This is a genomic window from Roseivirga sp. UBA838, assembly GCF_002296035.1.
Classification (GTDB): Bacteria; Bacteroidota; Bacteroidia; order Cytophagales; family Cyclobacteriaceae; genus Roseivirga; species Roseivirga thermotolerans.
Map to the genome: position 1 here is coordinate 51758 of NZ_DBHC01000013.1, position 14203 is coordinate 65960.

Consider the following 14203-nt stretch of genomic DNA (forward strand, 5'->3'; position numbering starts at 1 on the left):
AGAATATAATGGACGTATTAAGAGCAGTATTAGGACTGGCTATTCTCATAGGGATAGCCTATTTATTGTCAGGGAATAAAAAAGCCATTAGCTGGCGATTAGTAGGAGTGGGCCTGACCATGCAGGTGGTCATTGCCTTGCTTATCTCTGAGGTAGGGTTTGTACAGAATATCTTTAAGCTGATAAGTGAAGGCTTTGTTTCTTTCCTCAGTTTTGCCCTTAATGGAGCCGAATTTCTATATGGAGATTTGGCTAAAAACAGTGACTCCGTAGAAGACGCCCGTCACAGCCTTGGTTTTCTTTTTGTTTTTCAGGCACTACCCACTGTAATTTTCTTTTCGGCCATAACAGCTGGCTTATACTACCTGGGTATTTTGCAAAAGATAGTGTATGTGTTTGCCTGGGTTATGGCTAAAACCATGAGACTCTCAGGGGCTGAGTCTATGTCGGCTGCCGGCAATGTATTTCTGGGTCAAACGGAAGCACCACTTCTGGTGAAACCCTTTATTGGTAAAATGACTAAGTCAGAACTGCTCTGTTTAATGACGGGCGGTATGGCCACTATTGCAGGCTCTGTATTAGGAGCATATGTTTCTTTTTTAGGGGGAAGTGACCCCGAGCAACAGGCTCAGTTTGCTACTTATTTGCTGAGCGCTTCTATAATGAATGCTCCGGCCGCAATTCTTATGGCCAAGATTTTTATGCCTGAAGAAGAAGAGGTAGATACTGAACTGCGAGTAAGTAAAGACCAGATTGGGGTGAATGTAATTGACGCTCTGGCCGGAGGTGCCAGTGACGGACTTAAATTAGCAGCCAATATTGGTGCTATGCTTTTAGCCTTTATTGCTGTAATATATACCCTCAATTGGATATTGGTTGACGGTATTGGCGAACTGACCGGGCTCAATGCTTATGTGGTTGAAAGTACCGGAGGAGTTTTCAACGGATTTAGTTTGCAGTATATACTTGGGCAGGTGTTCAGGCTATTTGCATTTGCAATGGGGGTTGAATGGCAAGAGACTTTGCAGGTTGGAAGCCTAATTGGGCAAAAGACTGTAATCAATGAGTTTGTGGCTTACCTGAGCCTGGCCGAAATGAAGGCCGATGGAGTACTTAGCCAAAAAGCCATTGTAATATCTACTTATGCCTTGTGTGGCTTTGCCAACTTTTCTTCCATTGCCATTCAAATTGGAGGTATAGGGGGGATGGCACCGGAAAGGCAATCAGACCTTTCGAAGCTTGGGTTACGAGCCCTCATGGCGGCTACTTTGGCCACAATGATGACTGCGACTATTGCCGGAGCACTGTTCGGTTAAATGAGTTTGAGTTGCTTGGCCGCCTTATATTATCTTGACATAAACAGCGGCTGGTGTATGGCGGCAGAGATATAAGAAAGAGGCGGTCTCAAAAGCCTCAAAACCCTTCATTCTGAACTTAGGCTACCTAAAGGCAGGTTCATTTCAGAATCCATAAGTTCGTCAATGAGCGATATGAACACCCAGAACTTGCCTGCCTTGGCCGCAGGTAAGTTCTGGGTGACGCCCACCTAGATTTTGAGACAGCCCCTTTTCTGTTTCATCAATGAGATATGATTATCCTAAGGCTATGTCTTGTTGCACGAAAGGAATTTTGTAAACCCTTCTTCCCGTAGCTTTGGCAATGGCATTGGCCAAGGCTCCACCTGCAGGCGGCAAAGAAGGTTCTCCCAAACCTGTCGGGTGGTTAGTGCCGGGTACAAAATGTATCTCAACATCCGGTGCTTCTTTCATGCGTATAAGCCTAAACTTATCAAAATTGTCGGCTTGTGGTCTACCATCTACAAAGGCAAAGTCTCCATACATGGCGTGGCCTATACCATCTACCACACCCCCTTGAACCTGATTAATGGCTGCTTCAGGGTTTACTACTATGCCGCAATCTACGGCTACGGTCACTTTATCAAGCTTTGGCTGACCGTTGACCTGGCTCATATGTGCAACTTCGGCCACATAGGTGTTATGCGAGTAGTAGGCGCTAAAGCCTTTGGCTATGCCGGCATCGCCATTGTTCCAGCCTCCTTTTTCAGCCGCCAGTTTTATTACCCCAATCATTTTCTCAGGTTCATAGTCTATGGAACCCACCGGGTTGTTTTTGGCACGCTCAAGTATATCGAGCCTCAACTGAACAGCATCAACCCCCATCTCGCCAGCCAATTCATCAAAGAAGGCTTGTTCGGCCATGGCCAGGAAATTGGTTATAGGGGCTCTCCATGCTCCTGTAGTAATATTACTTCTAACATTATGAGAGTCTACTCTGTAGTTTTCAATGCCTCCGGCAGGAAACCAGTTGGAGCGGGTAGAGTCGCCCATTTGTATACCTGCTCCGGTAAGGTGGTAGCCTACCACCTGGCCATTTTTATAGGCTGCCCTGAATTTGTATTTGGATGCCGGACGGTAAGTTCCGGCAGTCATGTCGTCTTCGCGGGTAAAAATAAGTTGAACGGGCTTTCTTATTTTATCAGAAATTTGAGCGGCCTCCACCGCAAAATCGCCATAAAGCCTTCGGCCAAAGCCACCACCCATGCGAGTCATGGCTATAGAAATTTCTTCGGTTTTACGCCCCAGCGCATTGGCCACATTGCTTTGTGTCCATTGTGGGGTTTGAATAGGGCCTTCCATTTCCACTTTGCTGTCTGTAACATTAGCAAAGAAGTTCATTGGCTCCATGGTGTTGTGAGGAAGGAAAGGGGCTTCATAAACTCGTTCCAGTACACCATCGGCCGATTTAAAGGCTTGGGAAATGTTACCATCTTCTCGTTTTAAGCTTTCCTTGCTGGCCACATCCAACAACCGCGATAACTCTTTATCGTGATCAGTAGTGCTTTCCAGATTTCCCGCTTTTTTCCAGTTGGCTTTAATGGCCTTTTTACCTTTAATGGCGGCCCAGGTATTGGTGGCTACTACGGCAATTTTATCTCCGAACTGTACCACATCCAATACACCATTTACCTTTCGCGCTTCAGAATCATCGAACGACTCAAGCTCAGTACCAAAGGCAGGTGGTCTCACCGCGGCAGCATAAACCATTCCTTCTTTTCGGGTATCAATTCCAAATAGAGGTTTGCCTGTAACTATTTGGTCCAAGTCTACATTGGTTTTGCTTTGGCCTATTATTTTAAAGTCTTTGGGGTCTTTGAGAGGAACTTCTTCAGGAATCTCAAATTGTGCTGCTTTAGACGCCAAATGACCATAAGACAGTTTCTTTGAGCCATTATATACATAACCATTTTCTGTTCTTAACGAAGAAGCTGAAACTCCCCATTCCTGAGCGGCTGCCTCTAATAGTAAATGACGGGCACTAGCACCAGCCGTACGTAGGATATTCCAACTAGAACGGATAGACTGGCTACCACCGGCAACTTGTCGCTGAAAGGCTGTACTTAAAGGGGCTTGCTTAACAATCACATCGGCCCAGTTTACATCTAACTCTTCGGCCACAATCATTGGCATTGATGTCTTCACATTTTGGCCAATTTCCGGATTGGGTGACAAAATGGTGACATCACCATTGTCGGCAATGGTAATGAATGAATTGATATCGAACCAAGCGGTTGGTGCTTCTTTGGTGGCTTCTGCCGGGTTGCACCCCCATGCAAATCCAATCATTAGACCACCACCGGCAAGGGCAGAACTTTTTAAGAATGACCTTCTGTCTATTTTAGTCTTTATAAGTGTCATGTTGTTTCTGGTTTTGGATTACATTTCTGCGGCCGTGGCAATGGCGGCTTTTATTTTATTGTAGGTTCCGCATCGGCAAATATTGCCATGGGAGGCATCGGCAATTTCAGAAGCCGATGGTCGTGAATTACGGTTCAGCAAAGCTGCAGCTGTCATTATTTGCCCAGCCTGGCAATAGCCACACTGAGGCACATCGTGCTCCTTCCATGCTTTCTGAAGCGGATGATCTCCTTTTTCAGATAAACCCTCTATGGTGGTTATTTCTGCTTCGCCAATAGCCGATACCGGTAATTGGCAAGAACGCACAGCATTACCGTTCAAATGAATGGTGCAGGCACCGCATTGGCCAATGCCGCATCCGTACTTGGTGCCTCTTAAATCCACCAGATCGCGAAGCACCCATAACATGGGCATATCTGCGTCTGCTTCAACAGTTCGCTGCTTACCGTTTATTTTGAGCGTATAACTTGCCATATCAATGATTTTTTGGAGTTAAATGAGTCATTGAATATAAGCTTTTCCCATTCAAACTCACAGCTTCGGCTGGTAATTGGACATATGCTGATTTTAAAAAGACGAATGGCCGACTTTTGCCTACCAAAGCAAATAGACAGAAGAGCTTATTGAATACTGGCAGTAGTTTTCCGGTGGCGCAGTTTTAACAAGGTTTTTTGAATGATAAGGGTAGAAAAATGCTTTGTACCCCAGAATGTTACAGGTTGTTTTTTCATTCATTAATTTGGAAGCTGTTACACCTAAACATTGTACGATGAAACGATTGAAACTACTCACCCTTTGTGTGGCTGTATTGGCCATCATTTTCCCAACAGGTGGACACGCACAAATCGATAAATCATTGAACGAAACCCTTGAGTCTTTACTCGATGGGGCAGAAACTTATCAGGACTATAAGGTAATCAGGACGAGCGACCTCAGGCGGTTTAAACATGCCATGCAAGATAGTCTAAGCCACTATAGGCAAAGCCTGGCAGATCTGACCGAACAAACCCAGTCTATGCAAGCTACGGTGTTGCAACTGAGAGCAGAAAGCGAGCAATTGGCCAACACTTTGGCTACAGCAGAGTCTCGTGCCGATATGATAGGATTTTTAGGGATGGATATGAAGAAAGCTACTTACAGCATATTTGTTTGGTCGCTGGTGGTTTTGTTGTGCCTGTGTCTGGCCATAATGTATGGTCGTATTCGTCATGTGTGTGGAGTAGTGAAGCGTGTTAAGAGCGCCTATTCAAAGATTGTGGAAGATTATCGCAACCAGCGGTTTCAGGCTACTGAGAAGCAGATTAAACTGAAAAGGGAATTACAAACTGCTCTGAATCAATTGGAATTGGTTAAGAGCGCTGAAGCGTAGGATTAATACTTAATAATCAATAGTAGTGTCGGATTGGCTGTGAGGCCAAGAAAAAAACCCAGCGGACGGCTGGGTTTTTTTGTATTGAGGTTGAAGGTGAGTGCTGTTAAGCATAATCTGTTCTAGGCTGTGGGCCTCCTGCCATGATCTCTTCGTTGGCAAAAGACTCAAACTTCTTAAAGTTGTTCTGGAACATGCGCGCCAGCTTGTTAGAAGTTTCGTAGAAGCCTTTATCGTTTTTCCATGTTTCTCTGGCACTAAGCAGTTCGCTTGGTACATCAGGACAGGTCATTGGAATTTCGGCTCCAAAAATGGAGTGTTTTCTGTAACCCACGTTGTCCAATACGCCCGAAAGTGCGGCCGATATCATGGCACGGGTATATCTCAGTTTAATCCTTGAACCAACTCCGTAAGGGCCTCCGGTCCAACCGGTATTAATGAGCCAAACATTTACTCCGTGCTCATCCATTTTCTTTCCGAGCATTTCTGCATAGGCGGTTGGGTGAAGTGGCATAAAGGGAGCTCCAAAGCAGGCCGAGAATACCGGGGTAGGTTCGGTAACTCCTGCTTCTGTACCGGCTACTTTAGAAGTATAACCCGAGATAAAGTGGTACATGGCTTGCCCTTTGTTCAAACGCAAAATAGGAGGCATTACACCAAAGGCATCGCAAGTAAGGAAGAAGATGTTTTTTGGAATGCCACCAATAGAAGGAACTGCAATATTGTTAATGTGGTCGATAGGATACGATACCCTGGTATTTTCGGTTACTGAGGTGTTGCTGTAGTCTACCGTGCGAGTGCCTTTATGGAAACGGGTGTTTTCTACAATAGCACCATATTTGATAGCCCTGAAAATATCGGGTTCATTTTCTTCGGTAAGGTCTATGGCTTTGGCATAGCAACCACCTTCAAAGTTAAACACGTTCTTTTCGGTCCAGCCGTGCTCATCGTCACCAATCAACAGTCGGTTAGGGTCTGCCGAAAGGGTGGTTTTACCTGTGCCCGACAGCCCGAAGAAGATGGCCGTATCTCTTTTGTCAATTCCCATATTGGCCGAACAGTGCATTGGTAGCACACCATCTACTGTTGGCAACAAGAAGTTGAGTACTGAGAAAATACCTTTTTTCATTTCTCCCGAATACTGGGTGCCCCCAATCAGGATCATTCGTTTGGTAAAGTTTACAATGGCAAAGTTGCTTTGTCTGGTGCCATCAGTTTCAGGGTCTGCCTCAAATTCGGGGCAGCAAATAATGGTGAAGTTGGGCTCAAAGTCGGCAAGTTTATATCCTTCCGGCCTAATGAACATGTTATAGCAGAATAGGTTGTGCCAGGCAAGGGTGTTGATTACCCTGAGTTTTAGACGGTGGGTTTTGTCAGCTCCTGCGTAAGCATCGCGCACGTAGACTTTTTTGTCTTCCAGATGGCTGATCATTTTGTTGTAAATGCGGTCGAACGATTCAGGCGAAATACCAATGTTGATATCGCCCCACCACACTTTGTCTTCTGTTAGTTCATCTCTTACAATGAACCGGTCTTTTGGAGATCTTCCGGTAAATTTTCCTGTGTCACACATTAAAGCACCGGTGTCGGTTAAGTGGCCTTCACCGTTTTTGATAGACTCCTCAATCAGTTCGGTTTGGCTGAGGTTCCAGTGTGCTTCTTTAACTTTTTTAATGCCTGCCGCTTCCAGGCCTGCTTTGTTGGATTTTATTCCAGTTTCTAACATGATTTTAGGCTTAATTTCCTTGTTTATGAAATCGTTTGCAAAAGTAAGTATCGCGCTCGAAATTAATGCATTATTTGCCGACAATTACATTTTAACATCACAAGGAGCCGAAGTAAGCTCCCTTTAGGCTAAAATGTGGCCTCATTTGTGTGAAATGGCTTGTAATATCTTATGGACGGTCGTAGATTGGAAACTTTGCTGTAAAACTAACTAAAACAACTATGTCAGAATTGAGAAGTCAAGAGCCGGAGATGCTCGGCCACCCGAAAGGGTTATTCTATCTGTTCTTTGCTGAGCTGTGGGAACGATTCAGTTTTTATGGAATGCGCGCCTTGCTCACCTTATATATGGTGAACGAAATTTTTGAAGCGCTTGCCACCCGAGATTTGGCTGCTGCAGCCGTTTATTCTTCTTATGGTTCGTTGGTATATGCCTCTACCGTGGTAGGAGGTAGAATTTCTGATAAGCTTTTAGGCTTTAGGCGTTCCATTATGCTTGGAGGTATTCTCATGGCTTTAGGACATTTTGTTTTGGCCATTGAAAATGACATGGCTTTCTTTTTAGCACTGGCTTTCATTGTAGTGGGCAACGGGTTCTTTAAACCCAATATTTCCACCTTTGTGGGAGCACTCTACAAAGATGGAGATGTGCGAAAAGACTCTGGGTTCACCATTTTCTATATGGGAATCAACATTGGTGGCTTTATAGCCCCCATTCTTTGCGGATGGCTCGGTAGAGAATACGGCTGGCACTATGGCTTTGGCTTGGCCGGTATTGGAATGTTAACCGGATTGGCCTTTTTCTGGTCTGGATTGAAAAGTGGAATTTTTGGAGATAAGGGATTGCCCCCAAGTGAGGAGGGGCTCAATAAGCCGGTGCTGGGACTTAAGAAAAAGGTACTTGTTCCTGTACTATCCTTTTTGGCGGCACCGTTTATTGCACTTATGCTGGCTTCTTATGAGCCTGTTTTGGGAGGAGAGTCATTCTTTGGCGACCAAAACTTTGTAAACATCCTCTTCAAAGGAATAGGTATAGCCATTTTGTTATACATGGCCTTCATTATTTATCAGGCCACACCTTCTGAAAGAAAGAAACTGGCTGTGGCGCTATTTATTACCCTTTTTATGACGGTTTTCTGGGGTTTTCATGAGCTTTCAGGGAGCGTAATTACCTTGTTTGCCGACAGGAACGTGAACTTGTCTATTATTGATGCCGCCCAGACCAACTCGCTGAACTCCATGTTCATTATTTTCCTTTCCATTCCTATTTCTTTGCTATGGACCTCATTGGCCAAAAAGAAGAAGAACCCCAGAACTCCATATAAGTTTGGAATGGGATTGCTCTTGGCCGGAGTGAGTTTCTATGTGTTGGCTTTAAGTCGTGGTGCGGCCGATGAAAACGGCATGGTGCCATTTGTTTATTTGCTGTTAATGTACTTCTTACTTTCGGTGGGTGAGTTGTTTATGTCGCCCGTGGGGCTTTCTAAAATTACTGATCTTTCACCCAAGCGAATAGTGGCCTTTATGATGGGGGTTTGGTTCCTTTCTAGTGCCTTTGCCTTTCAGGTAGTTGGGTTCATTGGTAAAAAACTAGCCATAGAGAGCGATAATGCCGATATCAGAGGTTTCGATTCGCTTGATGTATACATTGGAGGTTTTGAGATGATTGCTCAATATGCCATTGGTGCAGGACTTATCGTATTTATTCTTTCTCCATTGTTGAATCGCTGGATGCAGAACGTGCATTAAGGATAGAGTCTTTACTAAAGAGGCTGTTTTAATAGCAACTCGTATGAGGTTAGTGGCTATTGAAACAGCTTTTTTTATTCCATAATCTGCTGAACCCTATACTGAAGTACTGGTAATACCTCTTCTTCAAACCATAAATTCTTTCTCATCCAGATGCCATTTCTGGGAGAAGGATGAACCAGCGGAAAGTACTTGGGTAAGTATTCTTTAAATGATCTCACCGTCTCAGTGAGGTTCTCCTTTCTTCCTTCCAGATAATAGCTTTGAGCATATTGGCCAATCAACAGGGTAAGTTCTATGTTTGGCATTTTTGCCAGTAACCTTTCATGCCATTCAGCAGCACACTCCGGTCTGGGCGGAAGGTCGCCCGACTTGCCTTTTCCCGGATAGCAAAAACCCATAGGAACGATAGCAAAAAGACCGGAGTCATAAAACTGTTCATCGGTTACACCCATCCATTTTCTCAGGTTTTTACCGGAAGGGTCATTCCATGGAATCCCGGTTTCGTGTACTCTTGTTCCCGGAGCCTGCCCAATAACAAGTATTCTTGAAGAACGATGGGCCCGAATCACAGGCCTGGGGCCCAGAGGCAGATGTTCTGCACAAAGTGTACAATTCCTTATTTGTTCCAGTAGGTCTTGCATAACGAAATATCGTAAAAAGCTATGGAACGATAGGTCGTCTATTTGATAGACCAGTCCTGAAAGCCAAACTGCGATAAAATATCTTGTAACGATTTGAGTGGTTGAGGAGAGGCATCGCTCTGATGAAGATCCAAATCCCACCAACTGGTAGTATGCCAGCGGCCCAATTTGTATCCAACGTTTTTCATTTCACCAATGTGTCTAAAGCCTAATGCCTGATGAAACCCGATACTGGCCTGGTTGGGAACGGTAATCACTGCTATGGCCTTACAATAGTTCATGGCCTGCAACATGTGTAGCAGCTGGAGGTACAGCTTGCGGGCTATGCCCTTGTTCCGATGGTTGGGATGCACGTATACGGTTACTTCCTGGTTCCACTGGTAGGCTTTGCGGCTCCGATGATCTGTGGCATAGGCATAGCCTGTTACCACTCCGTTTTCTTCGGCCACCAGCCAGGGGGCTTTTGTCCCATAGGTGAGTATGCGTTGTTCAAACTCCTCCAAAGGTGGGGGAGTCAGTTCAAAGGAGGTAGCGGTTTCCTGAACAATTGGGCTGTAGATACTTAGCATGGGAGCAGCATCGCTAAGTTTAACCATTCGGATAGATATTGCGGATTTCATTATAGAGAAAAAGGGCTGATTAAGGTAAAGATAAAATGCGGTAGTTTTAAAATGATTACAATCAGCGTACTTTCGTGGCATGAACGACTTTTCCAGCGCGGAGCTAATTTATTATGTTGACCTGGCCGGTACGTTTGTCTTTGCCGTCAGTGGTTGGCTGTTGGCCGCTAAAAAAGAGCTGGATTTTTTTGGGGCCTCTGTTATTGCTTTTGTTACGGCAGTGGGAGGGGGCACACTGCGCGATGTTCTCATTGGTTCAACGCCTGTAGGCTGGATGCAAGATGTTAACTATCTTATTATAATTGCCTCCGGCATGTTTGCAGCGGCATTTTTCAGAAGGATTTTTGAAAAGCTCCGCAAAACCATGTTTCTGTTTGATTCCGTTGGTATTGGATTGTTTACCATTCTAGGCCTGCAAAAAACACTCGATCTTGGACTGTCTCCTATAGTAGCGGTTATGATGGGTACTATTTCCGCAGTTTTTGGAGGTGTTTTGCGCGATACTCTGGTCAATGAAATTCCACTAATATTCAGACGGGAAGTTTATGCTACGGTGTGCCTGGTGGGCGGGATAATATATCTTATTCTAGGTCAAACGGCCATTAATGATGACTTCAGAATTATAGTAACCATTTCAATTATTATTACTATCAGAATTCTGGCTGTGGTATACAACTGGTCGTTCAGGGCTGTAAAGTAAGGGTTACTTTTTGCGCTTGTTCTTTTTTCTCTTAAAGTAAAAACTATCAGCTTGCGGACTGGTATAGAAGCCCCATATCAAGGAAAGTGTAATTGCATTGCCCGAATAGTTTACAACACCATTCAGCGCGTAGTCCGTTAAGTTATATTTGGCTTGCAGGGAGAGGTACTGCTTGTGACTCAGGTTATATTTATAGCCCAAACCTGCATTGAAATTGTAGGTGAAAACACTCTCCCCTGAAATGCCGTTGTCTTCATCCTCTTTAATGGCGTCAAATCCATCGATGCCGGCACCGGCAAGAATAAGCACTTCATTTCTGTTCCACTCTATTAACCCCCGGCTGTAGTCTATGCCAAAGTAGCCTCCAAAAAAATGCCTCGTACTTACCTCAAGGCCAAAACCTTCTTTACGATAGGCGGTGTATTCGTTTGGTGCATTGAGGAATTTAAAACTAACTGATAGGTCTAGGGTAGACTTGCCTTTTTTGCCACCAATAAAAAAGCCAATGTTAGGGTGTGAGCCTACGGCCTGCATTTCACCGGTAGGCATCCACCATCCGCCCAAAATTCCAGAGTGCAACTTGAGCATTTCATCAATTTGTCTAACCTTGGTATCATAAGCGCCCTTAATAGGCGATTGGTGATAAGTAGGCAAACGCATCATTTCATGCAAAGAGGGTTCATCGGAACCATAGAAGGAGGCTAGAAAATGTTCGGTGCTTCCGGGTTCATAGTGGCCTATTGCATTTTTGGCCATTCGCGCCAATAGGGTGTTGAAGCTTCCATTGATGGGTACAAAATCGAAATAAGAGGCTGTCCAATTGTTAAATTCCACCCCATCAGCTGCCAGATATACTTTCGTTTGATAACTGGAAAGGTAGTCCATAATGGCTGGTGTAAGCTCTCCTGAAAAGGATTGATTATGGAGCGATAGAATGGTTTTTGCTCTGAATACAGGTTCGGTAAGGCCACACTTGCCTTGCCAAAAGTTGAGCAGCAATTGTGCAGAGTCTAACTCGCTGGTTACAAAATAAGACTCCAGCATTTCAACCGAATTGAGGGCAATGTCAAAACAGTTTATCGTTCGTTTTACCATTCGGTCTTCAAAGGTTGGTTGTTGTGCTAAGAGGCTGAAGGTGCTGCTTAGAAGAAGACAGCCAATAAGGAGGTTATTGCGCATAGTTTATTATAAAATGCAAAGTTAAGTATGTTGCGTATTGATTGTTATGCCCGCGTCTCAATTATTTATCCATAAGCCTTTGATGGCCACAATTGCTCAGCCTGGGGCAGATTTGAACCAGCCTCTGCCTATTCCATAAGCCCTTCACTTTTGAGAATTTTCACCCATAGGGCATAGCCAGCCTCATTTAAATGAAGACCATCGTAGGTCAATTCGGATTTGAGTCGCTGACGATTGTCCAGAAAGAAGGGAAAGAGATTAAGGAATTCTACTTCATGTTCAGCACAAACCTTAAATAGGAGCTGGTTGGTCATAAGTACTCTGTATTGTTTGTCGTAGTGCTGAGGAAACCCATCGAACTCTGGATTTACAGGGAGTATGCTTTGTACGATTATTCTGGTACGAGGGCTTTCGCTTTGTATTCGTTGAATGATCTTTGCTATGTTGTTGGCAATGACTGCCTCGGGAATATCCATGCCGATGTCGTTAATGCCAATTAAGAGGAACAGCTTGTTTGGTTTGCGCTCTGTGATTTCACTGAGTCGATTGATAATGCCAAAGGAGATGTCGCCTCCTATGCCACGATTGAGCACTTTACTGTCTGGGAAATAAGCCTGCCACTGGCCACCTTCTGTAATACTATTGCCCAGAAAAATGATTTGTCCGGTGCTCATAGGGTCTTTCTCAAACTGCTTTAGTCTGTTTTGGTGGTGACGCATAATGTAGGGCACCGTGTCGAAAACCCTTTGGTGGGTAATCTGTGCTAAACTTTGCGATAAACAGAAGAAAAACAGACTGCCTGCCAACCATTGCTTAGGCTTCATAAACCACCGACTCTTCATGATCGAACCATTGAGGGTACATGGGCATATGGAGGGCTTCTACCCGGTTACGTTTTACCTTGAGCGAAGGGGTCATGAGGCCGTTTTCTACAGACCAGATTTCTTTCATGATTACCGCCTTGGCAATTTTTTCATATGCCTCAAGGCTGGGGTTAAGCTCTTCTATAGTCTGCCAAACGGATTGGCTAAGTTCTTCTTTGCTTTTCTTTTTCCCACTTTCAGAAGGTACAATCAGAGCTATGGGCTGAGGAATACCCGTACCTACCACGCATACCTGGTCTACATCGTAATTTTTAAGCAATTGAAGCTCTATGGGGGCAGGCGAAATGTATTTTCCTTTATCTGTTTTGAACTGGTCTTTTACCCGGCCGGTAATGCTCAGAAAACCATCGTGATCGAACTCGCCAATATCTCCGGTTTTCAGGAAGCCATCTTCGGTAAACATTTCGGCAGTCTTTTCAGGCTCTTTGTAATAACCTTTCATCAGGCAATTACTCTTTATTAGTATTTCACCCTCAGCCGATAGTTTGGATTCTACCCCGGGAAGTGGTTTGCCAACAGTTCCAAACTTGTTTTGACCGGGAAGATTAAAGTGGGAGAGAATACAGTCTTCGGTCATTCCGTAGGCCTGGTTAATGATTATGTCCAGACGGGCGTACCATTGCTTGAGGCTTACGGCTATGGGAGCAGCTCCCGAAAAATTGGCCATTGATGCCGAAAGCCCCAGTTTTTTCTTGATTTTCTTCTTTACCAAGCCACCAATTAGCGGAAGGGAAAGCAGGCGATCGAGCTTTTTCTGTGGCATTTTCTCCAAAATCTTTTCCTGGAATTTTTGCCAAATACGAGGTACACCAAAGAATATATGTGGCTGAACGGAAGATAAATCTTCAGCGAATGTTTCGAGCGATTCGGGGAAGCTTACAATGGCCCCACGAAAAACAGACGACAGCTCTATGCCGGCTCTCTCGGCTATATGAGTCATAGGCAGGTACGAAAAGTGCCTGGGACGCTCCGGTAAGTGAATGACATCGATGGCCGTGTTGATGAGCTGTGCAAAAGCTCCAACCGTATGCATAACTCCTTTAGGCTGGCCGGTGGTTCCTGAGGTATACATAATGGTCATTAGTTCATCGCTAGTTTGTTCATGTACAGTGGCACTTGGTTCGTGCTGAGCAATAAGCCGCTCCCAGGTATGATGCTCCATAGTGCCGTACATTTCAATGCCAATAGTCAATATATCGGGGATTCCGGCTTTTTGACTGGCATAATCGTCCAGTTTACCAACAATGATTGCTTTCGACTCACTGTGATCGAGAATTTCATGAATGGATTCTGCACCAAGCGTGGGGTAAATGGGTATTGAAATACAGCCTGCCGCCATTATGGCGAGGTCGGCCATAATCCAATGAGCGCAGTTTTTGGAAAGCAAAGCCACGTGGTCACCGGGCTGAATGCCCAGATTGTGTAGGGCAGAGACCATGCGGAGAATCTGGTCATTACTTTCGGCAAATGTGAATTCAACAAACTTCCTGTTAACGGGTTGTCTCAGGAATACTTCATTGGGAATGCTCTCAACCCAATGGTTAAAAGCCTCCAGTGGCGAGGAAAATCTGCGCGTCATAAGTCAAGAGTTTGGCAAATGGAATATAATGAAAATAT

At 44.7% G+C, this 14203-nt stretch carries 12 protein-coding genes; 4 read left to right on the top strand and 8 right to left on the bottom strand.

All coding sequences use genetic code 11. The features are described 5' to 3' along the window. Positions 1–8 precede the first annotated feature (8 nt). A complete protein-coding gene (locus B3O12_RS04535) occupies positions 9–1316 on the top strand; it encodes a NupC/NupG family nucleoside CNT transporter (protein WP_286742891.1) in 1308 nt (435 codons plus the stop codon). Positions 1317–1592: 276 nt separating this feature from the next. Here B3O12_RS04535 and B3O12_RS04540 read toward each other — a convergent pair whose 3' ends face one another. Next, positions 1593–3716: a xanthine dehydrogenase family protein molybdopterin-binding subunit gene (locus B3O12_RS04540; protein ID WP_286755446.1), complete on the bottom strand. Its 2124-nt coding sequence runs from the start codon at positions 3714–3716 to the stop codon at positions 1593–1595. 18 nt (positions 3717–3734) lie between these two features. Then, positions 3735–4190, bottom strand: coding sequence for a (2Fe-2S)-binding protein (locus B3O12_RS04545; protein ID WP_189629869.1), 456 nt, complete (start codon positions 4188–4190; stop codon positions 3735–3737). Positions 4191–4485: 295 nt separating this feature from the next. Here B3O12_RS04545 and B3O12_RS04550 point away from each other — a divergent pair, with 295 nt between their 5' ends. Beyond that, entirely contained in the window at positions 4486–5085 is a 600-nt protein-coding gene (locus tag B3O12_RS04550; protein ID WP_286755447.1) for a hypothetical protein, read from the top strand. A 106-nt stretch (positions 5086–5191) separates the two neighbouring features. Here B3O12_RS04550 and pckA read toward each other — a convergent pair whose 3' ends face one another. Then, a complete protein-coding gene (gene pckA / locus B3O12_RS04555) occupies positions 5192–6811 on the bottom strand; it encodes a phosphoenolpyruvate carboxykinase (ATP) (protein ID WP_189629871.1) in 1620 nt (539 codons plus the stop codon). Between the two features lie 221 nt (positions 6812–7032). On the opposite strand from pckA, the gene B3O12_RS04560 reads away from it, so the two are divergent. Continuing rightward, positions 7033–8559 (top strand): peptide MFS transporter, encoded by a 1527-nt coding sequence (locus B3O12_RS04560; protein ID WP_189629872.1) that lies wholly within the window; start codon positions 7033–7035, stop codon positions 8557–8559. A 74-nt stretch (positions 8560–8633) separates the two neighbouring features. Here B3O12_RS04560 and B3O12_RS04565 read toward each other — a convergent pair whose 3' ends face one another. Then, positions 8634–9203 (bottom strand): uracil-DNA glycosylase family protein, encoded by a 570-nt coding sequence (locus B3O12_RS04565; protein ID WP_286755448.1) that lies wholly within the window; start codon positions 9201–9203, stop codon positions 8634–8636. Between the two features lie 38 nt (positions 9204–9241). After that, on the bottom strand, positions 9242–9823 hold the full coding sequence (locus B3O12_RS04570) for a GNAT family N-acetyltransferase (RefSeq protein WP_286742907.1): 582 nt from the start codon (positions 9821–9823) through the stop codon (positions 9242–9244). Positions 9824–9902: 79 nt separating this feature from the next. Between B3O12_RS04570 and B3O12_RS04575 the strand changes: the two genes are divergently transcribed. Beyond that, positions 9903–10523: a trimeric intracellular cation channel family protein gene (locus B3O12_RS04575; RefSeq protein ID WP_286755449.1), complete on the top strand. Its 621-nt coding sequence runs from the start codon at positions 9903–9905 to the stop codon at positions 10521–10523. A 3-nt stretch (positions 10524–10526) separates the two neighbouring features. Here the strand turns inward: B3O12_RS04575 and B3O12_RS04580 are convergent, their stop codons facing one another. From B3O12_RS04580 to B3O12_RS04590, 3 genes are all read right to left on the bottom strand, one after another. Next, positions 10527–11702, bottom strand: a complete 1176-nt coding sequence (locus B3O12_RS04580; RefSeq protein WP_286755450.1) for a hypothetical protein — start codon at positions 11700–11702, stop codon at positions 10527–10529. A 128-nt stretch (positions 11703–11830) separates the two neighbouring features. Continuing rightward, complete coding sequence (locus B3O12_RS04585) at positions 11831–12526, bottom strand: GDSL-type esterase/lipase family protein (RefSeq protein ID WP_286755451.1); 696 nt, start codon at positions 12524–12526, stop codon at positions 11831–11833. Next, positions 12516–14165 (bottom strand): AMP-binding protein, encoded by a 1650-nt coding sequence (locus tag B3O12_RS04590; RefSeq protein WP_286755452.1) that lies wholly within the window; start codon positions 14163–14165, stop codon positions 12516–12518. Before B3O12_RS04590 ends, B3O12_RS04585 begins: the two co-directional genes overlap by 11 nt. Between the last annotated feature and the right edge of the window lie 38 nt (positions 14166–14203).